Consider the following 25,465-nt stretch of genomic DNA (forward strand, 5'->3'; position numbering starts at 1 on the left):
AAAGTTTTGGCTTATTCATCTTCTCTTTTTAAAGCTAAAATTTTTGCAGCATAACGAGCAAGTTGATCAATTTCCAAATTGACCCGATCTCCAATTTTAGCTTGTCCCCACGTTGTCATTTCGAGTGTATGGCGAATAATAAGAACATCAAAAACACAGTCCTCAACACAATTAACAGTTAAAGATGTCCCATTAAGAGCAATAGATCCCTTATTAACAATGAAAGGCATAAATTGTCCTGAAACTTTTAAATAAAAACGAATTGCATCCCCTTCATTTTTTTGATCAATGATTTCAGCCAAACCATCAATATGACCAGAAACCAAATGTCCTCCCATTTCATCACCCAATCGAAGCGAACGTTCCAAATTAACAAAAGTTCCTTTTATCCATTGTGCAAGATTCGTTAAACGTAATGTTTCTTCCCACGCCTCGACAACAAACCAATTGGAATCTTCTTGTTTTAATCCTCGTTCTACAATTGTCAGACAAATTCCTGAACAAGCAATTGACGCGCCAATTGCTAAGCTTTCTATAGCATAGCGGGTAGAAATCTTTAAACGCATCCCCTGCTTTAAAGGTTGAACATCTTCAACACAACCAATATCCGTTATAATTCCTGTGAACATAATGTCTTACGTCTCCACTTATAAAAACGGTCATTTCCAAACATTCTTGTCTCAATCTCATGAAACTGCGAGAGATAATTTCCAAAATGAGGGGCTTCAATACGATTTTTGCCTAAAACAATGGGGGTATGAAAACATATCAAATGATCAACACAACCAGCATTCAAAAATTTTTCCCCTGTCTTGACGCCCCCTTCCAATAAAACACTATTAATCCCATGTTTATAAAGCATCTGTAAAAGAGCAAAGGGTTCTACACAACCATTGTTCATCTCGACCGAATAAACAGACACACCATATTGCTCCAATGCATTTTTTTTGCTTTTCTTTGAAAGATCCACATCACAAATAACCCATGTAGGAATTTTTATGGCTGTTTGGACAACTTTTGCATCAAGGGGGATAGATAAATCTGCATCCAAAATAATACGAATTGGTGAGCGCATCTCCATCCCTGGCAAGCGGCAATTGAGTTGTGGATCATCTGCTAATATAGTACCAATACCAACGAGGATAGCATTATTTTGAGCACGTAGAATATGCGTATGGGCATGAGAAAGTGTTCCACTAATTTTTACGCTGCCCTTCTCTCTTTTTCCAACACCATTATCGGCAGAAATTGCCATTTTAAAAGTAACCGCACAGCGTTGTATCTTCCTTATGCACCAATGCGTCCATAAGGATTCAAAAGCCTCTTCAGCTAAAATGCCCTCAACCACTTCAATACCCGCCGCTCGTAAAAGAGCAATACCATGACCATCAACACGCTTGTCACAATCAGTCAGCGCAACAACAACTCGAGAAACACCTGAATCAATAAGTGCATTCACACATGGCGAAGTTTTTCCATAATGCGCACAAGGTTCTAAAGTAACGTAAGCAGTCGCTCCTTGAGCCAAAGAACCTGCCATGTGTAAAGCTTGCACTTCCGCATGAGGACTCCCATGAATAGCTGTTACGCCATAGCCAACAATAAAAGCTCCCGCACCATTATCGTTTTGCACAATTAACGTACCAACAGAAGGATTCCCACCTGTAAGACCGACATGACGTTCTGCTAAACGAATAGCTGCAGCCATAAACCGTTCATCTTGCACTTTTTTATTCATCAAAACGAGATTCTGTATCCGCGATACCCTTTGACAATTCATCTATAACATCGTGAAAATCGCTTGCATTACGAAAATCTCGATACACAGAAGCAAAACGAATATAAGCAATATCATCAATTCTCTTCAATGCTTCCATCACAAGACGTCCAATTTTTTCTGAAGAAATCTCTGGTTCTCCCAAACTTTCAAGCTGACGTACAATGCCAGAAATTGCTCGTTCAATATGATCAGGATCAATATTGCGCTTACGTACAGCCACATCAACTGATCGCATTAACTTATCACGATCGAAGGGTTCACATCGTCCACTTTTTTTAGCAACCAAGAGCTCGCGCAACTGAACACGTTCAAAAGTTGTAAAACGACCACCACAAACGGAACACACACGACGGCGACGAATCACTGCGCCCTCTTCTGCTGGACGTGAGTCTTTAACCTGTGTATCCTCATATTGGCAGTAAGGACAGCGCATCCTTTGTATCCTTAACAAGTGCTAAGATAAGAGTAAAGAGGAAATTGATTCGTTATATCTTTTACCTTTTTCTCAACAGCCATTTCAACGGCATGATTATCTTCATCACTTTTTGCGCTCCGAAGACCATCAAGAACTTCTGAAATCAGATGACCAACTTGAATAAACTCTTTTTCTAAAAAACCACGCGTTGTGGTAGCAGGTGATCCCAAACGAATTCCCGATGTTATAGATGGCGTTTCAGAATCAAAAGGAATACCATTTTTATTGCAGGTAATATGAGCGCGTCCCAAAGCCAATTCAGCACGTTTACCTGTTAGATTTTTGGAACGTAAATCAACCAACAACAAATGATTATCTGTACCACCAGAAACAATATTAAAACCATTACTCTGTAATGTTTTTGCTAAAGTTTTCGCATTAGCGACAACATTGGCACTGTAGCTCTTGAAAGAGGGACGCAAAGCCTCCTCAAACGCAACAGCCTTTGCGGCAATCACATGCATTAAAGGACCACCCTGAAGACCAGGAAAAATTGCAGAATTAATTTTTTTGGATAAAGCCTCATCATTTGTCAATATTAAACCACCACGAGGACCTCGAAGCGACTTATGTGTTGTTGTTGTTACAATATGCGCATGTGGAACAGGTGAAGGATGCACGCCACCAGCAACAAGACCAGCAATATGAGACATATCAACAAGTAGATGAGCACCAATCTCATCTGCAATTTCACGGAATCGCTTCCAGTCCCATAGCCGTGGATAAGATGAACCACCCGCTATAATAAGTTTGGGCTTACGCTCTTTTGCCAGCTGCTCAACTTCATCCATATCAATAATCTGATCTTCTCTACGTACACCATAGGAAACAACATCAAACCATTTTCCTGACATATTAACAGATGAACCATGCGTAAGGTGACCACCAGCATTTAAATCTAATCCCATAAATGTGTCATTAGGCTTCAGTAAAGCTAAAAAGACAGCTTGATTCATTTGGCTACCAGAATTAGGCTGTACATTTGCAAAAGCAGCACCGAAAAGCTGTTTTGCCCTTTCAATGGCTAAATCTTCAACGACATCAACAAATTGACATCCACCATAGTAGCGGTTTCTTGGATAACCTTCTGCATACTTATTAGTTAAAACAGACCCCTGCGCTTCAAGAACCGCTCTTGAAACAATGTTCTCTGAAGCAATCAGTTCAATTTCATGTTGTTGACGCTCAAACTCCCCTCTAATTGCATCAAAAATTGCACCATCAACAGTTTGTAAACTATCATTAAAAAAGCGCTTTTGTGCGTCATTTTCTTGCTGAGTCATAAAACACATTCCTAACATAAAAAAATAAAGTCAAGAAACGATAACACAGCAAACCATGCAAACCAAACATTTTAAACCACTTACACTCAAAAATAATGAAGCAAATATTTATCTTATTCTTTGTTATAAAAACAGCGAAAAACTTCCCTCTCAAGAATGGTAAAAATGAGATTACATTTCTTTTTTTACACTCTTAATTTGTTTACACCTTTTACAAAAAATATCTATAATCTAAAGAAATTCAATAATTTAATGATTAGAAATAATTTATAATGTGAAAAGCTGAATATAATAGGCAAAGTTAATACGAAGGCAAATAAGAATGCTAACCAAAGTTTTTATTGATGGTGAACATGGCACAACCGGACTACAAATACAAAAACGCTTAGAAAGGCGTACAGATTTAAAACTACTCTCTCTAGCTCATAAAGATCGCCATAATGTTCATCTGCGACAAGACTATCTTAATCAAGCCGATATTGCTATTTTGTGTCTTCCAGATGATGCTGCACGCGAAACAGTTCATTGGCTTAAAAAAAATAAAAACATTAGGATTATTGATAGCTCGACAGCCCACCGTGTTGCACCAGACTGGGTTTACGGTTTTCCTGAAATGACAGCAGGACAAAGAAAGCGCATCCAAGCTGCACATTATGTAACCAATCCCGGATGCTACCCTACCGGGGCCATTAGTTTGATTCGCCCCCTCCGTGAAGCAGGACTACTAGACGCCTATTATCCCATCTCGATTAATGCAATCTCCGGCTATACTGGTGGTGGGAAACAGTTGATTTTACAAATGGAAAATCAATCTCAACAAAATATTCAGGACAATTATTTTATCTATGGTCTTAATCTTGAACACAAACATGTGCCAGAAATCAAAATCTATGGACAAATCAATCAAACCCCACTTTTTATACCAAGTGTGGGTCGTTTTTCTCAGGGAATGATTGTGAATCTTCCTCTGCACCGCCATTTATTCACAAAATCAGCAAACTGTTCTGATTTGCGCGAAATTCTCGCAAACCATTACGATGGACAAAATACCATTTTAGTTGCATCACAAGAAGAAACTGCTTCACTTCAAAGACTTAATCCAGAGTGTTTAGCCAATAAAGATGATATGAAACTGTTCGTATTTGGAAATGATCGTGAAGGTATTTTTAATCTCAGCGCCATATTCGATAATTTAGGAAAAGGCGCATCAGCTGCGGCTATACAAAACCTCGATTTAATGCTTTCAAGCGACTAAACCTCCTTAAACACAAACTTTTATTCAACAACGCGATATGCCCCTTTTGTTGCTCGCCAGTGCGCAACCGCAAAACATAACACTGCTAGTGCCATACTTTGATGAATGAGCCCTAAACTTATCGGAACCTCATGTAACAGTGTTAAGATACCCAAGAGTGCTTGGATAATAATCATAACACAGATAAGAAATGCACGACGAGAATGGGTGGAATGTGGAACATTTTTTTGTACATAGAAAGCATGAACAACTGAGACAATAAATAAAAAATAAGAAAAAAACCGATGAATAAATTGAACCATTAAGGAATTTTCGAATAAATTGAGCCAAACAGGACGATGCTGCAACAATCCATCAGGAATAATCTGCCCATCCATAAGCGGCCATGTATTATAGACTTTTCCAGCATGAAGCCCTGCAACCAAAGCTCCGAAATAAATCTCTATCAAGACGAGAATAACAAGCCAAGCCGCAAAATATTGCACCTTTTGATTTGCTGGCTTTTCTGAGTATTCTGCAAGTCCTCGAGATAAATAAGTAACAAAAACAATAACAAAACATGCCGTTATAAGATGAAATGCCAAACGATATTGGCTCACACTTGTTAAATTACTTTGCCCAATCCCTGAAGCAACCATCCACCAACCAATAAAGCCTTGAAAGGCGATAAGAATAGGCACGACAATAAGCGGAAGTAAGATATTTTTTTCAACACGCTTAGTCGCCCAAAACCAAATGAGCCCCAATAAAGCAACAAGACCAACAAGACGCCCAAGAAAACGATGCGCCCATTCCCACCAAAAAATGACCTTAAAAGCACTTAAAGTCATATCAGGATTAAGCAGCTTATACTGTGCTATCTGTTGATATTTTAAAAATTCCTCTTGCCATTGATCCACACCAATCGGTGGAATAACGCCATGTATTGGCTTCCATTCCGTTATAGATAATCCTGATCCCGTCAAACGAGTAGCGCCACCCACTAAGACAATTGCCAAACAAAGCAATAAAATAGAGTAAAGCCACACCTGTATTTGTTTTCTATTTTTCTTTTGCACAGGTGTTAAAATGCTATTGTTTAATCTCTTTACTGCCATCTCTGATTGCCCCACGCTTCTCTCCAACTAAAATGCATTTTAAAATTTAAACATTAACTCTTTGTCTATTTTAGTATGTACTACAACTTTAGCAAAAAACAAGCGTACCACTATAACATGCGATACATATTTCTTTTTTACGAAGCTTATGATGCAACAATGCGATAAACAGTCTTTGGAAAGCTGTCTACCATCCGCATCATCCATTCTTGTTCATTAAGAACAGTATTACAAATATAATAGTCTGTTAGCTCTGCAAATTGCTCAAATCCATATTTTGGTTCACTTGCCATCTCTAGGATGATAAAATCATATTCTTTTTTAAATTCTTGTAATATATGAGAAATGTCATTTGAAAAATCTTGTGCAGAAATAGCACTTGTTAACCCCTGAGGAAGAATATCAACCCCCGTATCATAATCACGGTAAATAACATCATGCAACTTGGCATTGCCTGTTAAAATATCACTCAGTCCGCGATGTGGGCCAATGACTTTCTCTATTTGTTGACCAGAAATATCGACCAACAAAATTGTTTTATTCTCTTTTGTGAGATGAAGTGAAAGCTTTGCCGCTGTCCGTGCAGCCTCTGGTCCAATGATTGAAACAATGGTTGAAGCACGCCATTTCAAAACATCAGATAATCCCTCTATCGTAATAAAAGCTTCAAAATTTTTCATTTCTTGAGAGACTAAAATACTCTCATTCTTCTTAAGAGCATTTTCTTTTGATCTCAAACCCTCTTCTGAGAGTTGGTCTTTTTTGCTTTTAAAGCACGGATAAAATAACAATATTCCTAGCAAAAGAGTAAGGAAGCTGGCCAATGCACTCACAAGAATATTTTTTCCATAAAGAGCCATAAAAGAAATTGGTGCTAACGTTGTTGGCATAACCACGTGGATATTTGTATTTTGTAAGAGAAGAGGATCATCACTCAATCTCCGATATGAATCAATAATTTTTTCTCTTCGTTGAGCAGACTTGCTCATCGCTTCATTTTGTGCATCGACTGCTGCTTTTATTTTATTTTCAAACTCGTTAAATATTTCATTCAAAGATTGGGATTGATCTTTTACAAAAAAGTTCATTCTTTTTTTGAGCTGTTTTTCTAATTCCGTTGCAATAACCTCATCTGAATGAACTTGATAAACGATTTGTAAAATTTTATTTTTTAATTGATGAGAAACTGTCTCTAATTCTGCAGTCATCGCTTTAATTTGAGGATGTGTCCACCCCAATTGCGCAGCCATATGTGCTCTTTGTGTTTCCAAGAGGTCACGTTTAGATTCCAGAGAAACAATTGCTGAATTGCCTGCAATAAACGATAAAGACAGTAAAGACTGCCCATTTTCACGCATCATATTAATTGTTGAATTCAAACTTGTTAAATGAATACGCTTTAAAGTTGCTTGCGTTAATTGCATCGAAAGATCATGAAGCTCTGTTTGTTTTACACCATGCTGAATAAAAGAATCAACAGATTTACGAAATTCCTGCACGATATTAACGATTGCAGTATTATCATATTGTTTGTCTTCTAATTTATCATTTAACAAAAATTGTTTCTGTTTTATGATTGCTTGTGAAAATGCGGAAAACCAAATTTCCAACCCACGTTGAGCTGCTTCAAGTGTCTCGGCTTCAAAAGTAAGATCGATAAAATCACCATGACGCGATAAATGGATATTTTCATGATTTTTTTTCTTATAAGAAGCACTTAAAGAAAAATTCGAATCATTGAAGAACATAGGCTGTGAAAACAAAAAAGCGATAACATCGTCTTGCTTTTTAATTGGTAATGGTTTTCCTACAGAATCAGATAATGAAAATACTAAAGTTGCTTGGTAACCACGGGGCTGGACAAAATAATACAACCAAATCAAAGATACACATAGCATTTGTAATAGCAAAACAATCAAAATGCTTCGCCATACGGTACGTACGAATAGTCTTTTATTACACTTAAGACTCATCTTTATTTTAACCAGCAAAATACTTCTTCATATTGTTTTATTAAGAGAAAGTAGTAACTATCCTCTTAATTTGCTGTCATATTATTTTAAGATAAGAAAAACATAAAATTTAAGCATAAATGTTCAACAATAGCTTTAAAGAACTTAATTCATATTTATTTTGATATTCTCTAATTGCTTTTTTGCTTCAGAAGTAATAACGGCTCTAATGGTAATAGACCCATCATCATGTCCTTCTTGCACTATTTCCGCAGAGTTTTCATAAAACCAATCGATAAGCGACATTTCATGAGGCTGTAAAAGATATTCAATGCTTTGCACCTCTCCAAAAATTCGCACTTCAATGGCTCTTAATAATTGATCAAGTCCATCCCCTTTAAGTGCTGATACCATGAGAGCAGGATTTAATCGTGTTTTTGCGCTTGTTTGTAAAACACTCAATGCTTGCCCATCCAACATATCAATCTTGTTCCAAACTTCTATGATATGCTCCATATCATCAATATCGATATCGAGACTTGAAAGCACTTCTAAAACATCTTGAGCATGTGCTCGATGATCAAGATCTGACATATCTCTTACATGAAGAATGAGATCCGCTTCAACCACTTCTTCAAGGGTTGCTCTAAAAGCTGCAATCAAATTTGTTGGCAAATTAGAAATAAACCCTACAGTATCAGACAAAAGAATAGTTTTTCCATGGGGAAGGACAACTTTGCGCAAAGTCGGATCAAGCGTTGCAAATAACATATTTTTTGCTAAAACATCTGCACCGCTTAAACGGTTAAAGAGAGTTGACTTTCCTGTATTCGTATATCCTACCAGTGCCACAACAGGATAAGATGTTTTTTTCCTTTTTGCTCTATGAAGTGCACGTGTTTTAATAACCGTTTCTAATTCGCGGCGAATACGAATAATTTTCTCTTGTAAAAGACGCCTATCTGCTTCAATTTGCGTCTCACCAGGTCCACCTAGGAAGCCACGCCCCCCCCGTTGCCTTTCCAAGTGTGTCCAACTACGCACAAGCCTCCCTTTTTGATAGGACAAACGCGCTAACTCTACTTGCAAAACTCCTTCTTTTGTTCGTGCACGATCCCCAAAAATTTCAAGAATCAAAGCCGTTCTATCGATAACTTTACAATTCCATAATTTTTCTAAATTACGCTGCTGTACTGGCGTTAAAAAGTGATCTACAATCGCAAGCTCAATAGAATATTCATCTATATAACAGGTTAACGCATCTACTTTACCTTTTCCAAAGAGAGTCGCAGAGCGAGGCGTTGCAATATTAATCGTTTCATAATTAACAACTTCTAACCCTATAGCACGCGCTAACCCTAATGACTCTTTAACACGAGAAGATACAGAACACTCTCTCAAAGAGCTTTCACTTCTATTTTCTTGAAAAAACGGTATCAAAACAAGTGCGCGCACCTGTCCTGTGTTCTGCGCAAATACCCCTCCTAATCTCTCATTTTCATTTATCATAGCAATCTAAGTACTTTTAAAATGGGATAAGAGGTCTATCTTAAAATGATATGTTTACTCAGGACTTTCACCCTCAAACATCTGTACAGGCTGCCCAGGCATAATCGTAGAAATAGCATGCTTATAAACCAATTGCGCGTGTCCATCTCGGCGTAAAAGAACACAAAAATTATCAAATGAAGTTACAATACCCGTGAGTTTAACGCCATTGACAAGAAAAATTGTAAGGGAAATTTTTTGCTTACGCACCGTATTTAAAAACACATCTTGTAGGTGTTGTGATCGCTCTGCCATTATTCTTACACCTTTATCTAGATTGCATAAAATATTCGTGCATGCATATCGACTGAAAAATATCCAATTGTCAACGTAGAAGCTTCAAAATTCAGCAACAAACAACTGAAATTAGAGAAAAAACGGCTCTTTAAGGCAATAATAAAGTACAGCTTACGAAAAGCTATACTAAATTAAAAATTTTTCCACGTTTACTTTTTTATGAGCTTACAATTCAAAGGCATACTTTTATACGTCCTAAGCTATTACAGACTATATGTGATGATGAAACTGCTTCGTTTAGAATCAATAAAAGTAAGCGGACAACAACATTTATTAACGATTATCGGTATTAAAGAGAGGCGTTCGCACCTTACTGTATATATAACTGCTATTAAATTGTCCTTATTTCAAAGACTGCCGGCTTATAAAGCTTTTTATAAACACAAGTTGTAAACAGTATTTTTGTTTTTGTTAGATTTAAATAATAAATTGTTTTTACTATATTTTATAACATTTTTAAACAGGGTATAAGAAACTGCGTTAACTTTATCTTGATAAGTTTTTAAAATTTTTCCCTAAGCATATTCCTTTCTAAATAATTAACAGCTAGTATATAGAAATTATGTGGAAGAGGACGTATCCCTTTTCCGGCTGTAAGAGTACGAGGCGAGTATGGCACGCAGAACCAAATTGCAAACATTTGAAGTTGAAGTTGAAGAAGCCCTCACAAAAGCTATGAACTTTGATTTCGATGACACAGGATTTGAAACGATATCATCCAATAATTCTGAAAATGTTGTTAATGTTGATGATCTGATTCAAAAAATTGCAATGGCAGAAGAAGAATTTTTTGCTGAAAACGGTACGTCAACTTTTGTTTCTAATATTCATGATGAAGCTGTTATTGATAAATCCGTTGTTGAACAGCTTTTTGCTCCAAAACCTTCACCTGATATTTCAGGTGGAACTGTTCATAATACATTATTGCCTACAAAACTTCTTCCTGCAAATGATGATATAACAACCCCTGTAAATTTTGGACCATTCAAGCAGCGTTCTTCCTCTCGAGTCTACTGGTATACAACAGCGCTTAGTGCTTTATGGGCAACGGGAGGAGCTTTTATTGCGCATAAGCTCGCACCTACCGGACTCAGCTCTTTATCCAATATCAGCACTTTTGTTACATCCCCAACAGGACTTGCTGTAGCAGCCGGAACAGCAATTCCTATCCTTATATCTTGGGGCGTTGCTCAATTAACAAAACGTTCAAACGACTTGCATAATATTGCGCTTCTTATGACCAATGCTGCACAGCGCCTTAGTGAACCACAACATCTATCTGAAAAACAAGCTATTGCTATAGGGCAAACCATTCGTGAAGAAGTAGCGGCAATGAACGAAGGTATTGAACGTACCCTCGGACGTGCTGTTGAACTTGAAGCAATCATACAAGGTGAAGTTCACAATCTAGAACAAGCCTATGCTGAGAATGAATCACGCATTCACACATTAATCAAAGAATTGAGTAATGAACGCATAGCCATTTTGAATCACGCAGATCGCGTACAATCAACAATTAAAGGAACCCAAGAACAACTGAGTGATGAATTTGGTTTGGTTACCTCTAACATTGTGACCAATGTTGAAAAGCTTGCACAAACCCTTTCTCAAACTTTACAAAAACAAGGTGAAGACCTTGTTGAAAAACTTTCCTATGCCGGTGATGGCGTAACAAATCAACTTGTTGAAAAATTTAACAAAACAACAACACAAATTCAGCAGAAAAACACGGAATTTTTTCATGAATTAGGAAAAAACTTTGATGGTTTTGCAAAACGATTTGATCATAATGAAAAACAAATAGAAAAAACCTTTAATGAAACAGCAGAAAAAGCGGAAGTACATGTTGCTAAAATTGCAACACATATACAAGCAGTAACAGATCAAACTTTGCACGCTGTCGATGAAAAGTTTAAAGCCTTGGATAAAGCTCTTATTGATCGTAATAATCAATCTCTACAGAATTTTGATGAGAAGATCTTAAAGCTCGACGACCAAGCACATAAACTCTCTTCTAAATTTGATAACGTAACCTCGCAAGCAATTGGAGCCTTTGAACAACGTTTAGCAACTGTTGATCTTTCTCTTAAAGAACATAGTGATTCCATCATTGATTCCTTTATAGAACGCAGTCAGGCTTTAGAGGATAATGCTGAAAAACTTGGTAACTTCTTGGAAGCTCATGTCTTGAAAATAAATGAGAACCTCCAAGAAAAAACAGCAGACATTACCCATGCATTTACAAATGGACGTGAAGCTATTCTTTCTGCAATTGATAAAAGTAAAGAAAGTCTGAGAGAAGAAATTCAATATGTCGACAATGCCATTGTTGATATCATACAAGAACGTTCACAAGATTTTAAAGTACAACTTTCTGATCAACGAGCTCTTATGGCAGACATGCTCGATAACGAGAAAAATAAAATTGCGGATACATTAAGAAATCAAATTGATGTTTTGTCCCAAAATACTTCTCATATTGAAAAAGTTTTGGCTGATAATGTTCAAGTCGTTGATAAACAAGCTGAAAATCATATTACAAACATCATTCAATGCACTGAAAAGCTACAAGATGTCATTGTACAAAGCTGCAATACAACCCAAGATGCTTTAGAAGCACAGGCGAGAAATATTGATATCCGTGCCGATGCTCTGCGCGACTCTTTAGCGATTAATAGTTTTTCTCTCAATGAAGTTCTTGCCGATCAAGCACGCACACTTGAGCAACGCATGGAAACAATCCATAACCTCATTGCAAAAAGTGATATACGTGTCGATGTTGCATTGAAACAACAAATAGATTTAGTTGAGAGTGCAATTGTCGCCAATAATAAAAACATTACTGAAACGGTTCAAGATCATATCAGAAACCTTGAAAACCATGCCGAAATTTTAAAGAATACTCTTTCTCAATCGAGTGGTGTTTTCTTTGAAACCCTTGAAACACGTATGGAATCATTTGATACAGATCTAGAAGATCGTGCACACAAAATTTTTGAACGAACAACAACGCTAGAGGAAACATTATCTGAAAAATTCAGCCAAATCTGTGAAGCCATTGATATGCAAACATCTGTTATTGAGGAACGTTCTGACACGTTAAAAACGTCTCTCATTCTTAATAATGAGCAAAGTCAGATAATTCAACAAGCGCTGGAAAGTAGTGTTGACAATATGCGTGTAACCTTAGAAGACTCTGTTAATACAGTTACAGATAACCTGCATAATAAGATTATAAAAGCTTCTGATATTCTTTCTTCTACGAGTGAACAAATTCTTTCATCTGTTACAAATGTTACTGCACAAGCAGAAAATATTCTCTCAGAATCAGGCAATCGCATTGTATCAAATGTCAAAAAAACTGTTTATGATACCAGTGAAAAAGTTCTGTCCGTTCTGTCTGAACAAACAGCGCATACTGTCGAAGCTTTCGCAACAGCCAGTCATAATGCACAAGCATTATTGAATGAAACTATTCACACATCAACAACAGCAATAGAGCAAGTCCTTAATGAACGCTGTGATGTTCTTCATCACTCTATGCAAAATCTTAAAAATAATTTAGGATATCAGCTCTCTGATGTCACGAGCCGTCTGGAAGATGCTGGAAATCAAACAACAACACAAATTTCACAACATGTTGGAAAAATAACAGAGCTTACAAATCACTTAAATCAAGCAGCGCAAAATACGACAGAATCAATTGATTCTTTAACACAGCATATCGGTGAACAACTCTCTCTTTCCACACAAGATGCTGAACAAAGAATTTATGCACATAATGAATCTTTAGTGAATAGCTTAACCAAAGCCAACTCTGAAACACTTCAAACAATAACGATTATGAAGGAAGAACTTGTTAATAATGTCTCATCCATCTTAACACAGTTGAATCAATCAATTCACAATTTTCACGAAAATAGTAATGTTTTATTATCGGCTGTTCAAAATATTGATGGGCAGTTTAATGAGAGTACGAATAATTTTTTCCGCAACACGGACCAAGTAGCAGAGCGTTTGTCAGCCTCAAATCAAGCACTCAATACTAATGTTGAAATTCTGCAAGGACTTTCAAAGAGTACCTTTGAACAAATTAATCATATAACGAGCAGTTTTGGTGAACATGCAAAGACACTTTCCCAAACTATTCATGTTCTTGAACAGTCTGAAAATTCACTTAGTGCAACACTTGAAGAAAAACATAATACGCTTTCTGTATTAAGCGATGCTCTTGTTTCAAAGTCTCATGAAATTAATCAAATGATTGGGCATTATGAAAAAATCTTCAACTTAGCACTTGAACGCTCTGATAAGAATGCGCGTAACTCCACAAATTCATTCCAACAATCACTTAATAAGCTTGTTAGTGAAGCATCAACGCGTTTTTCAGAAGCAGCAGAAGATATACGTCGCTCCGCTGATGAAGTTCGTTTAGAGCTTTCAAAGATTAATAATGATATCAATGAAAATGTAAAAAAACTTCCAGAAAAAACAAAAGAAACAACGCAAACAATTCGCACAGCTTTGAATGAACAGATTACAGCGTTACAAGATTTAGTCAGTGTTATACAAAATGATCAAAAGAGCGTACAAAAACAGCTAATATCAGCATTTCCTACATCATCAATATTTAATCAAAAAAGTGACAGTTCCACTGAGTCTGTTAAAAAGATTGTGCCACCTAAGCCTATCTTGCAACAAGATCAAAGCAAAAAAAGACCAAATAAATGGGTATCAAATCTCTTAGAAAGAGCTTCACGTGAAGAAACATTTTATGATGCTCCCCCTAGTGATGATGTTTTAACATCAGTGCAAACAAAACCATCTCCTGCAAACTGCTCTCTTAATTCATTAGCTTCTGGTATAGTGCAAGCTATTAATCACAATGCCATTGTTGAGCTATGGGATCATTATCAACGTGGACAAAAAAACATCGTAACAGAACGCCTTTATACCTTAAATGGACAAAAAATATTTGAAATGATTAAGAAAAAATATATGAGCGATTTTGGGTTTAAACGTTCAGTGAATCAATATGTTACAGATTTCGAAAAGCTCTTACGTGATATATCGCGCAGTTCTGGCTCTTCCAACTCAGTTCGCAAGTACTTGATATCAGATACCGGAAAAGTTTACACTATGCTTGCTCATGCAAGTGGTCGAATCCAATAACAAATAAGAAAAGTGGAAAAAATATTTTTTCCACTTTCTCTCTCTCCAGTTGTTTTAATGGCTTATCATAGAGTACTTTTCTTTCAACTGTAGCTTTGTACTTCAAAGGTTGGGATAATTGGCATGCGAGTTTTCTTTGATATCCTAAGCAATAACCCTAAAGAAGCGTAATGGCTTATCAAACAACATATCATTCTAAGAATGATAAAGCATGTTTTCTATTTCCTGATCTTTTTCTTAACTTCTTTATTTTTCATAGTTTCATAAAGGTACAAAATCGGTAATAATTATTTTTATTAATTGTGAAAAAAATTCATGCTTTTGTATTAAAATAGCTTATAGAAACACTTCTATTTATTTTTTTAATGTTTTTATCCACATATTACTCTCGTTTGAATTATGTAAGTAAATGTTTTTTTATTATATTAGGTGAATTTGAAATAAAAGAAGCTTATTGTATTCAAATTTCCTATTCAACATACGAGATGATTCATTATAAATTATAAAGTAACGCATTATACGGAATATATGAACTTTAGGTATAAAACATGCAATTACAGCTGTTTCGGATATACTTTTCGTTTATTAAAACACAGATTTGTCAGTATATTAAAACTATACAGCTCGCATTATTAAGAGTTCAATTGAATAATAAACAAAAAGTTCCAGTTTCCTTTTAAATAGCTGCAAAAACAATTTATAAATTGCAAATTGTTATTTAAAATTTCTTCTATCTCCCTATAGAAATTTAAATAAAGAAGATGAAGTTAATAGAAAACACTCTTCTTTTTTTTCCTTAATTTGTAAGCATTGCAAAAAAAATAATGGCTTGGTAATGTAATCATTAGTAATATTTTATTTGTTTGTAGACTAATCAATTTTTACGCGTTTTATTAAGGAAAGAAAAAACTAATCGTGCTGCTATCAATGAAATTATTCATTGTGCACAAACAAAAAGAATCATCAAACTGGTTTTACGATCCAGAAGAGTTTTCTCATACTCATGCATTTTGATATTCAGAGAAATGAGGATCTATTAGTGGACAAAACCTTATCGTAGATGGAACATCTCATATACACATACGCTAACTTGGATATCATAAAAATGTCTAGAGAACGAAATAGTGATTTCAGTTCACCAAAAGCTGAACTTGACAGTGCCGCACTTTTTTATCACCAACACCCAAAACCTGGAAAATTGGAAATACAAGCAACAAAACCTCTTGATAATCAACGTGATTTAGCTCTTGCTTATTCTCCAGGCGTTGCAGCACCATGTCTTGCGATTCATGAAGATCCCAATCTTGCTGCTCAATATACCTCCCGTGCTAATTTAGTCGCTGTTATATCCAATGGAACTGCTGTTCTTGGTTTAGGAAACATTGGTCCACTCGCTTCCAAGCCAGTTATGGAAGGCAAGGCCGTTTTATTTAAAAAATTTGCGAATATTGATGTTTTTGATATTGAAATTGATGCATCCGATATAGAACAAATGGTACAAACAATATCGACCTTAGAACCTACATTTGGTGGTATTAATCTTGAAGACATTAAGGCTCCTGAATGTTTTGACATCGAAGAAAAGCTTCGTGCTAAAATGAAAATTCCAGTTTTTCATGATGACCAACATGGAACTGCCATTATTGTTTCTGCTGCTGTATTAAATGCCTTAAATCTTTCAGGAAAAAAAATTGAAAATGCAAAAATAGTTACCTCAGGTGCAGGTGCTGCTGCCCTCGCTTGCCTTAATCTTTTGGTTCGTCTTGGGGCGAAAGTTGAAAATATTTGGCTTAGTGACTTAGAGGGGGTTGTTTATGAAGGTCGCAAGACCCTTATGGATCGTTGGAAAATCAATTACGCACAAAAAACGGACGCACGAACTTTATCTGATATTATTGATGATGCGGATATTTTTCTAGGCCTATCTGCGGGTGGTGTTTTAAAGCCTGAATATCTTAAAAGAATGGCTCAAAATCCACTCATTTTAGCGCTAGCTAATCCAGTACCAGAAATTATGCCTGAAGAAGCACGCTCTATACGACCAGATGCAATGATCTGCACAGGACGCTCTGATTATCCCAATCAAGTTAATAATGTCCTTTGTTTTCCCTATATCTTCCGTGGTGCATTAGACGTAGGTGCTAGTGCAATTAATGAAGAAATGAAAATGGCCGCTGTTCATGCGATTGCTGCCCTTGCACGTGAAGAAACTTCAGATGTTGTAGCACGTGCATACTCAAAAGAACCACCCAATTTTGGACCAGACTATCTGATCCCCTCTCCTTTTGATCCGCGTTTAATACTGCGTATTGCTCCCGCTGTTGCTAAAGCAGCAATGGCAACTGGTGTCGCCATTCGTCCCATTGAAGATATGGAGGCCTACTATGATATCCTCAATCGATTTGTCTTTCTTTCTGGTTTAACAATGAAACCTGTTTTTGCTGCAGCAAAAACAGCAAAACGTAAACGCGTCATCTATGCCAATGGTGAAGATGAACGCGTCCTTCGTGCAGCACAAGTTGTCATTGAAGAACAAACAGCAACGCCCCTCCTTATCGGCCGTCCACATGTCGTAGAAGCAAGATTAAAACGCTTTGGTTTAAGAATTCGTCCCGGTATAGATTTTGAATTAACAAACCCTGAAGATGATCCACGTTTTCGTGATTATGTTAATTTGTTTTTTCATTATACAGGAAGGCGTGGTGTTACGCCTGAAATGGCAAAAACAGTAGTGAGAACATCAACAACGGCTATTGCTGCCCTTGCCGTTATGCGTGAAGAAGCAGATGCAATGATTTGCGGCTTAGAAGGACGCTTTGAACGCCAACTTGAATTGATTGAACAAATTATCGGTCTTGATCCTAATGTTCACCGTTTTTCTGCTATGAGTTTGCTTATCTCTCAACAACGTACTCTTTTCCTTACAGATACTTACGTCAATGAAAATCCTTCTGCAGAAGAAATCGCTGAAATGACTGTGTTGGCAGCTCAAGAAGTTGAAGCATTTGGAATAACACCAAAAGCAGCCTTATTATCACACTCAAACTTTGGTTCTAAAAACACAGAAAGTGCGCGTAAAATGCGACGTGCAACAGAAATTCTTGCCAAATTACACCCTGATTTAGAAGCAGATGGTGAAATGCATGCTGATGCTGCCCTTTCCAAAGTTTTTCGTGATCGTGTTTTTCCTAATTCTCGTCTTAAAAGTGAAGCTAATTTGCTTGTCTTTCCAACACTTGATTCAGCCAATATCACGCTCAACACTGTTAAAAGCCTCACAAATGCACTCCATGTTGGTCCTATTCTAATCGGGGCAGCACGTCCCGCCCATATCTTAACACCTTCAGTAACTTCCCGGGGAGTTGTTAATATAACAGCCCTTGCTGTCCTTGCTGCCAATAGAAAAAATAGTCTCATAAAATAAATGCGTAATAAAATTTCAAAGTTTTTTAAATATTGAGATATAGTATTTCATGTACTGTAAACCTCTTTTCTCTATAGATAAAGACAGCTATATTCTGGATTAAGTCTTTTTTTAAAAGAGAAAAAAGGCTAGAAGAACAATATTAAATGTATTTTGAATTTACTAACTCTATAATAAGGAATCCGTACATTGCCTTCCACGTTTGATAAAGTTGCTGATATCATTGCAGAAATCAGTGAAATTGATCGCAATACAATTACACCTGAAAGTCATACAATTGACGATCTAGGAATCGACAGTCTTGATTTTCTTGATATTGTTTTCGCTATTGATAAAGCTTTCGGAATAAAAGTCCCTCTAGAACAATGGACACAAGAAGTCAACGAAGGTACCGTTGCAACAGAAGAATACTTTGTTCTTAAAAACCTTTGTGCAAAAATTGATGATCTCGTTGCCTTAAAACAGGCGGAGTAGTTTTTTCGCCATGCATGATCAATCTGTATTCATCACTGGTATAGGTCTCATAAGCTCTCTGGGGGAAGGAACTGATCAACATTGGAATCTCTTAAATGATCCAATCCGTACACCAAACCTAGATTATACAACTTTTTCACCCTACACGGTTCATAAATTGCCCGAAATTGATTGGAGTTTACAAATTCCTAAAAAAAGTGATCAACGGCAAATGGGAACATGGCAGCGTCTTGGTACCTATGCGGCTGGTCTTGCTCTTGATGATGCCGGCATGAAAAATAATGAACAACTCACTTCAACAATGGATATGATCGTAGCTGCAAGTGGGGGAGAACGTGATATTACTGTTGATACACAGATTCTTTCTAAAGCGCGCACAGTTGCCGATCATACCTCTATGTTAAATGTTGCTCTTTCAACTGAACTTCGCCCAACATTATTTTTGGCACAACTTTCAAACCTTTTGGCAGGAAACATTTCAATTGTTCATAAAGTCACTGGATCATCTCGTACATTTATGGGAGAAGAAGGCAGTGGTCTTTCTGCACTTCAAATTGCTGTAGCTCGTATTAAATCAGGTCAAAGCACCCATGCTCTTGTAGGAAGTTCCTATAATGCACAAAGTTATGATATGTTGTTGGCGCATGAACTTGGTGGTCTTTTAACCCATAATGGATGGAGCCCAGTGTGGGATCGTGAAATCCACCCCGGCGGCGGTATCATAGCCGGTTCTGGTGGTATCTTCCTAGTTATTGAAAGTGGAGAACATGCCAAAAAACGCAACGCACGTGCTTATGCTGAAATTAACCAAATTATTACCGACCAAACAGATAGAACCAAAATTCCACTTAGAGAGTCAATTGCAACAATGTTAAAAACTGCTGGCGCTAAATCTGCCTTAGCCATTTCAGCAGCCTCAGGAGCTCACGAAGCAACAAAAGCAGAACAAAATGCTCTTGATAATGCTGATCTATCTTATCGTGGCATTACAACATTATTTGGTTATATGAGGGAAGCACAATTTCCTCTAGCTCTAGCTCTTGCAGCACTTTCAATTGAAAAAAAACATTGTTTTCCAGCGTTAAGTCCTCATGAAAAACCTTTTTCTAAAGAAGTACGTGAAATATTTGTTACAACTATTGGTATAAAAAGAGCTGAAGGTATTGTGCGTCTTACAGCTGTTTGAAGGGGAATTTCTATAGTGAAATATCATGATCATTTTGGGCGTCCACTTGTAGCAATAACTGGTGCAGGCATTGTCACATCACTGGGACAAGGGAAACATGAAAATTGGCAAAAATTAACAAGTGGTGTAAGTGGTATCCACAAAATAACACGTTTTCCCGTTGAGGGATTAAATACATATATTGCTGGAACAATTGATTTTCTTAAAGAAAGTACACTTGGTGCTTCAGCTCTCTCTGAGAAGCTTGCACATCTTTCTGCTGAAGAAGCTTTAGAACAAGCTGCTATTGATAAAAAAAAATTTAATGGACCACTCTTTCTAGCTGCTCCTCCTGTTGAACTTGAATGGAAAGCACGTTTTAGTCTTGATCAAGAGGAAGAATTCAATAATGAGCCTTCTTATGCACATCTTCTTAAAGTCTGTAAGGATAAACTCCATGAGACGCTTTTTGAAGCCACACAATTTGGTGCAATTGCAGAAAAACTTCAAAAAACATTTGGCACAAAAGGACTTCCTGTTACACTTTCCACTGCCTGTGCATCTGGTGCAACAGCAATTCAATTAGGTGTTGAGTCTATTAGACGGGGAGAAACAAATCGAGCTCTTATAATTGCGACAGATGGATCAGTTTCAGCAGAATCTCTCATCCGTTTTTCGTTACTATCTGCTCTTTCAACTCAGAATGAGCCTCCAGAAAAAGCAGCAAAACCCTTTAGCCGTGATCGAGATGGTTTTGTTATGGCAGAAGGCTCAGGCGCTCTTGTTCTTGAATCTCTTCAAAGCGCATTAAACCGTAATGCTATAGTTTTAGGAATTTTAGCTGGCTGTGGAGAAACCGCTGATGACTTTCACCGTACACGTTCAAAACCCGATGCATCACCAGCAATTGAATCCGTTCGCAAAGCTTTAGACGATGCAAAAATAACTATCAATGAAATTGATTATATTAATGCCCACGGAACTTCAACACCTGAAAATGAGAAAATGGAATATCTTGCATTATCAACAGTATTCGGTGATCTTTTAAAGCATATTCCAGTCTCTTCTAATAAATCAATGATTGGGCATACATTAACTGCTGCTGGTGCAATAGAAGCGGTTTTTTCGCTTTTAACCATTCAATCGGGGATACTTCCACCGACAATAAATTATGATAATCCTGACCCTGCGATCCCTTTAGATGTTGTTCCTCATCATAGCCGTAAGGCCTGTGTCAATGCGGTTTTGTCAAACTCATTTGGATTTGGTGGTCAAAATATGAGTCTTGTTATCACTGCATATAAAGGATAATCCTTTAATAATAAAATTTTATAACGCTAACCTAATAATATATTTAAGGGGGATGATAATGCGTGCACTGCAACTCTTCGATGATCGTCGGCTTGAAATCATCAATATTTCCCCGCCATCTTCACCTAGTATAGGTGAAGTAACTGTGCGGATAAAAGCCGTTGCTCTTAATCATATTGATGTATGGGGATGGCGTGGCATGGCTTTTGCGAAAAGAAAAATGCCACTCATCATTGGTGCAGAAGCCTCTGGTGAGGTTATACAAATAGGAGATGGCGTTGAACATCTCCAACTTGGACAGATTGTCTCAATTTATGGTGCACAAACCTGCGGAGCATGCCAAGCTTGTCATGAAGGACGGGATAATCTTTGCAGTCAGGTAAAGGGAGTCTACGGTTTTCACCTTGATGGATTTGCGTGTGAGCTTGTCAATTTGCCAGCACGTTTATTAGTTCCATCACCACCCCAATGTGATGAATTGCAAGCAGCAGTTGCTCCAATTACTTTTGGTACCGTAGAACATATGCTTTTCGATAACGCAAAACTACAAGCAGGAGAAACAATCCTGATACAGGCTGGTGGCTCAGGTATTGGTTCTGCAGCCATTCAACTTGCAAAACACATGGGCTGTACAGTTATCACAACTGTAGGTTCAGATGAAAAAATTGCAAAAGCACACTCTCTTGGGGCAGATCATGTGATTAATTATCGTAAAGATCGTTTTGAAGGTGTAGTGCGTAAATTAACCCAAAAAAAAAGGTGTTGACGTTGTTTTTGAGCATGTTGGTGTAGATACATGGAACGGTTCTCTGTTATGTATGAAAAAAGGAGCACGTTTAGTGACTTGCGGTTCTACCTCTGGTGTTTCAGCACCAATAAATCTCATGCAATTATTCCAGCAACAGCTTAAGATATTCGGTTCATTTGGCTGCCGTATGGAAAATATGAAAAATGCCATGCAAAAAATGGCACAAAAAGCCGTACACCCTGTCATTGATACAATTGTTGGGCTGGATGAAATTGATACAGCTTTAAAACGAATGGAGAGCCGTGATGTTTTTGGTAAAATTATCCTTAAAATCGATTAAATCATGATGAAGCTTTCTCTTAAAAATCTCATATATCGTATTAAAATTATAGCTAAAAAAATATCCTACTTGTTATGGGCATATCTGCTCTTTGGTTCTTTATTTATTCTAAAATGTTTTCCAGCCAAAATGGGAATTTCTTTTTTTGCTTGGTTAGCAAAAAAAATTGGTCCCCTTGTACATCGTCATCAAATCACACTTGCAAACCTTAGGAGTGCATATCCAGAAAAAACAGAGCAAGAACTCCGTGCGATTGCAATAGAAATGTGGGAAAATATAGGACGTTTCCTAGCCGAATATATTTTTCTTGATAAAATTTTTGATTTTGATCCTCATGCAGACGAGCCAGGTTTCATTGAGGTTAAAGGTATTGAAATATTTGAGCGATTAAAAAATGAAAAAAAACCACATATTTTTTTCACCGCACATACTGGAAATTTTGAACTTCTGCCTATTTGTGCACAAAGTTTTGATCTTAATGTTACGGTATTATTTAGACCACCCAATAATCCCTATGTTGCCAAACGAATCCTTAAAGCACGACAAACTTCTATGGGACACCTTGTTCCCTCCAAGGCCGGAGCAGCATGGGCATTAGCAGCCAAATTAGAAGAAGGTGAAAATGTTGGTATGCTCGTTGATCAAAAATTTCGCCGCGGTATCATGGGAACATTTTTTAACAGACCTCTTAAAACAAACCCCTTAATTATAAAACTTGCTCGACAATATGACTGTGATATTTATCCAGCACGTTGTATTCGTTTGCCTAGTGGACGTCATCGTTTAGAGTTATATGAACATGTAGAACTTCCACGTGATGAAAAAAATGATATCGATATAGCTGCTTCTACGCAAAAATTAAATGATATTGTTGAATCTTGGGTCCGTGAATATCCTGGACAATGGATGTGGTTACATAGGCGTTGGGACATCTAACATAAGCTCTATTGCTTATAAAGGAAGTGCAAAATGTTAGCCTCAAAAGATATCAAAGATCTCACAGCAATTATCACTGCATTACGAAACTCTGATAATGGTTGTATCTGGCATAAAAAACAAACTTTTGAATCCCTCATACCCTATATGCTCGAAGAAGTTTACGAAGTCATCGATGCCATTGAACGAAAGAATCGAAAGGATCTCTGTGAAGAACTTGGGGATCTTCTTTTACAAGTTGTCTATCATGCTACCATAGCACAAGAAGAAGGCAGCTTTACTTTTGAAGATGTTGTTTATGCAATCACGGAAAAAATGATTCGACGCCATCCTCATGTTTTTGGAAATGCCGAGCAAAAAAAACGAGGATTTATAAAAGAGGAGTGGGAATATATAAAAAAAAGAGAACAGGTTGAACAAAAAAGAATGTGCGAAGAAAAAAACAACAATTCCTCCACAAGCATACTCGCAAAAGTAAAACAAATCCAGCCAGCAAACCAAGAGGCACTTGCTTTACAAGAAGCAGCAGCTAAAGTAGGTTTTGATTGGCAAAAAAGTGATAAAGTTTTTGAAAAAATAGAAGAAGAACTCGAAGAGCTCAAAGAAGCCATCAAAAATAAACAAAACTCAGAGATAGAAGCAGAGTTTGGAGATCTCTACTTTATACTCCTTAACCTCGCGCGCCACTTAGCGATTGATTCACAAAAAGCATTAAAAAAAACGAATATAAAATTTCGAAATCGTTTCGCCTATATTGAAGAAAAGCTATCCACTCAATCTAAAACACTCACTGACGCATCCTTGAATGAAATGGAAGCACTTTGGAAGCAAGCTAAAAATGAACAATAAAAAATAGTAGATTTCTTCTACCTAAAAGAACAATACCCTCTAAAATTACTAAATTATAATTTAGCTCAGCTCAATTTGTTTTATATTGATCCTGCGTAGCAGGACGAAGTTCCACCGATTCTCCACACCCGCATGCTGAAACTTGATTAGGATTTTTAAAGATAAAACCAGACCGCAGCGTTGTCACTTCATAATCCATCTGCGTCCCTAATAAAAATAATACCGCATCATGTGCTACAAAAACACGGGCACCATTCACTTCAACAACATCCGCATCTATCCCCTTTTCTTTGACAAGAGTAATTGTATACTCCATCCCTGCACAACCACCTTTTTTGATACCAACAAGAATACCCTGTGCATCTTTTGCATCCATAATTGCTTTAACACGATCCACTGCTGCTTGCGTCAAATTTATTACCGAAAAACGGCTCATAGTTTACTCTTTTCTTAGTTCAATAGACACTTTGAAAGTTTTTCCTCTATAATATTTTATCTGATATTTCAGAAAAAAAACAAAACATAAATTAAAGCATTCTGACCTTGTTTATTTGGATAAAAATACATACCCGTAAAATGAGATTTGTGATTATATAATCCAGAACTTACAATTTTTTGTCCACATAAAATGCAAAATACCTCATCTATAAAAACTCTAAAAAAACGAAAACTTTTCAAAACCATACATTCACTCCTCTTCTTTTGAAAATCTTTATCTTTTTAGAAAAGTAACGATTAGGTAAGAAAAAAAATATACCTTCCGCACTCATTTGCTCCAATTCATACCCCTAAAGTCACCAATCTTACCCCCTCACAATCTCAAAAGTAATTAAATGCATACATCTATTAACTATAGTGCTAAAAATTTAATGATCACAAAGAATTTTACAAATTCGTTATTTATCTTGAATTAACAACAAAATATTGATGTCCAAAATTTTTACTTTCAAAAGCTCTAAGTGCAAGAGCATTTTAGATTATTCTGTTTATTTTTTCTCTTGCCTTTAAAGAAACAGTCATTTAATCGTTTTACACAAACTCGGAGCGTAGCGCAGCTTGGTAGCGCACTTGACTGGGGGTCAAGGGGTCGTGGGTTCAAATCCCGCCGCTCCGACCATTTTTAAAATGCTATAAAATAAGCTTACTTAAAAAGTGAATTATTATGCATTTCAATTGCACACACATGAAATTTTTCTTCAACATAGAATAATGTGCAATGATATTTTATCATAAATTCGAGATAAGCTGTTTTATTTAAATGCGCTTCGTTCTTAGGAAAACACATACGAAACGCGAGACCTTTTGTCTCGCGTTTTTTATTCTTCAGAAAAATTTATAATTATTCGATCTCATATTTTC

At 36.7% G+C, this 25,465-nt stretch carries 17 protein-coding genes, 1 tRNA gene and 1 pseudogene; 10 read left to right on the forward strand and 9 right to left on the reverse strand.

Translation table 11 applies throughout. From position 1 onward, the window contains the following. Nucleotides 1-11: 11 nt before the first annotated feature. From ACFILD_RS04565 to glyA, 4 genes are read right to left on the reverse strand one after another with little or no spacing between them, the layout of a single operon-like run. The gene (locus tag ACFILD_RS04565; protein ID WP_375637483.1) at nucleotides 12-629 is read right to left on the reverse strand and encodes a riboflavin synthase; all 618 of its coding nucleotides are present in this window, start codon (nucleotides 627-629) and stop codon (nucleotides 12-14) included. After that, nucleotides 611-1,738: a bifunctional diaminohydroxyphosphoribosylaminopyrimidine deaminase/5-amino-6-(5-phosphoribosylamino)uracil reductase RibD gene (ribD, locus tag ACFILD_RS04570; RefSeq protein ID WP_273791384.1), complete on the reverse strand. Its 1,128-nt coding sequence runs from the start codon at nucleotides 1,736-1,738 to the stop codon at nucleotides 611-613. Before ribD ends, ACFILD_RS04565 begins: the two co-directional genes overlap by 19 nt. Beyond that, nucleotides 1,731-2,213 (reverse strand): transcriptional regulator NrdR, encoded by a 483-nt coding sequence (gene nrdR, locus ACFILD_RS04575; protein ID WP_273791385.1) that lies wholly within the window; start codon nucleotides 2,211-2,213, stop codon nucleotides 1,731-1,733. The genes ribD and nrdR overlap by 8 nt, the downstream gene beginning before the upstream one ends. An 11-nt stretch (nucleotides 2,214-2,224) precedes the next feature. Continuing rightward, entirely contained in the window at nucleotides 2,225-3,538 is a 1,314-nt protein-coding gene (glyA, locus tag ACFILD_RS04580; protein ID WP_273791386.1) for a serine hydroxymethyltransferase, read from the reverse strand. Nucleotides 3,539-3,860: 322 nt separating this feature from the next. Between glyA and argC the strand changes: the two genes are divergently transcribed. Next, the gene (gene argC / locus ACFILD_RS04585) at nucleotides 3,861-4,793 is read left to right on the forward strand and encodes an N-acetyl-gamma-glutamyl-phosphate reductase (protein ID WP_273791387.1); all 933 of its coding nucleotides are present in this window, start codon (nucleotides 3,861-3,863) and stop codon (nucleotides 4,791-4,793) included. A gap of 20 nt (nucleotides 4,794-4,813) precedes the next feature. Here argC and ACFILD_RS04590 read toward each other — a convergent pair whose 3' ends face one another. The 4 genes from ACFILD_RS04590 to hfq all read right to left on the reverse strand — a co-directional run bounded on the left by ACFILD_RS04590 (nucleotide 4,814) and on the right by hfq (nucleotide 9,645). Beyond that, entirely contained in the window at nucleotides 4,814-5,890 is a 1,077-nt protein-coding gene (locus ACFILD_RS04590) for a COX15/CtaA family protein (protein WP_375631268.1), read from the reverse strand. Between the two features lie 146 nt (nucleotides 5,891-6,036). Continuing rightward, entirely contained in the window at nucleotides 6,037-7,863 is a 1,827-nt protein-coding gene (locus ACFILD_RS04595; protein ID WP_375664825.1) for a hypothetical protein, read from the reverse strand. A 144-nt stretch (nucleotides 7,864-8,007) separates the two neighbouring features. Next, nucleotides 8,008-9,351, reverse strand: a complete 1,344-nt coding sequence (gene hflX, locus ACFILD_RS04600) for a GTPase HflX (RefSeq protein ID WP_375664826.1) — start codon at nucleotides 9,349-9,351, stop codon at nucleotides 8,008-8,010. 54 nt (nucleotides 9,352-9,405) lie between these two features. Next, nucleotides 9,406-9,645 carry an RNA chaperone Hfq gene (hfq, locus tag ACFILD_RS04605; RefSeq protein WP_005773461.1) on the reverse strand — a complete coding sequence of 80 codons (240 nt, stop codon included), beginning with the start codon at nucleotides 9,643-9,645 and terminating at the stop codon, nucleotides 9,406-9,408. A gap of 654 nt (nucleotides 9,646-10,299) precedes the next feature. Between hfq and ACFILD_RS04610 the strand changes: the two genes are divergently transcribed. The 8 genes and pseudogenes from ACFILD_RS04610 (at nucleotide 10,300) to mazG (ending at nucleotide 24,106) form a co-directional block, all read left to right on the forward strand. Further along, complete coding sequence (locus tag ACFILD_RS04610) at nucleotides 10,300-14,859, forward strand: hypothetical protein (RefSeq protein ID WP_273791391.1); 4,560 nt, start codon at nucleotides 10,300-10,302, stop codon at nucleotides 14,857-14,859. A gap of 1,105 nt (nucleotides 14,860-15,964) precedes the next feature. Further along, complete coding sequence (locus ACFILD_RS04615; protein WP_375664827.1) at nucleotides 15,965-18,283, forward strand: NADP-dependent malic enzyme; 2,319 nt, start codon at nucleotides 15,965-15,967, stop codon at nucleotides 18,281-18,283. Nucleotides 18,284-18,472: 189 nt separating this feature from the next. Continuing rightward, the gene (locus ACFILD_RS04620) at nucleotides 18,473-18,757 is read left to right on the forward strand and encodes an acyl carrier protein (protein ID WP_005773457.1); all 285 of its coding nucleotides are present in this window, start codon (nucleotides 18,473-18,475) and stop codon (nucleotides 18,755-18,757) included. A gap of 10 nt (nucleotides 18,758-18,767) precedes the next feature. Beyond that, on the forward strand, nucleotides 18,768-19,943 hold the full coding sequence (locus ACFILD_RS04625) for a beta-ketoacyl-ACP synthase (RefSeq protein ID WP_375660607.1): 1,176 nt from the start codon (nucleotides 18,768-18,770) through the stop codon (nucleotides 19,941-19,943). A 15-nt stretch (nucleotides 19,944-19,958) separates the two neighbouring features. Then, the gene (locus tag ACFILD_RS04630) at nucleotides 19,959-21,233 is read left to right on the forward strand and encodes a beta-ketoacyl-ACP synthase (protein ID WP_375643180.1); all 1,275 of its coding nucleotides are present in this window, start codon (nucleotides 19,959-19,961) and stop codon (nucleotides 21,231-21,233) included. 58 nt (nucleotides 21,234-21,291) lie between these two features. Then, nucleotides 21,292-22,321: pseudogene (locus ACFILD_RS04635) on the forward strand (zinc-binding dehydrogenase). A gap of 6 nt (nucleotides 22,322-22,327) precedes the next feature. Next, entirely contained in the window at nucleotides 22,328-23,257 is a 930-nt protein-coding gene (locus ACFILD_RS04640; RefSeq protein ID WP_273791402.1) for a lipid A biosynthesis lauroyl acyltransferase, read from the forward strand. A 33-nt stretch (nucleotides 23,258-23,290) separates the two neighbouring features. Beyond that, entirely contained in the window at nucleotides 23,291-24,106 is an 816-nt protein-coding gene (gene mazG / locus ACFILD_RS04645) for a nucleoside triphosphate pyrophosphohydrolase (protein ID WP_375637474.1), read from the forward strand. A gap of 70 nt (nucleotides 24,107-24,176) precedes the next feature. On the opposite strand, the gene ACFILD_RS04650 is transcribed toward mazG, so the two are convergent. Continuing rightward, entirely contained in the window at nucleotides 24,177-24,542 is a 366-nt protein-coding gene (locus ACFILD_RS04650) for an iron-sulfur cluster assembly accessory protein (RefSeq protein ID WP_273791397.1), read from the reverse strand. Between the two features lie 604 nt (nucleotides 24,543-25,146). Here ACFILD_RS04650 and ACFILD_RS04655 point away from each other — a divergent pair. Continuing rightward, a tRNA-Pro gene (locus ACFILD_RS04655) sits at nucleotides 25,147-25,223 on the forward strand. The last annotated feature ends 242 nt before the right edge of the window (nucleotides 25,224-25,465 follow it).

This window comes from Bartonella sp. CL162QHHD (genome assembly GCF_042195435.1).
Classification (GTDB): domain Bacteria; phylum Pseudomonadota; class Alphaproteobacteria; order Rhizobiales; family Rhizobiaceae; genus Bartonella.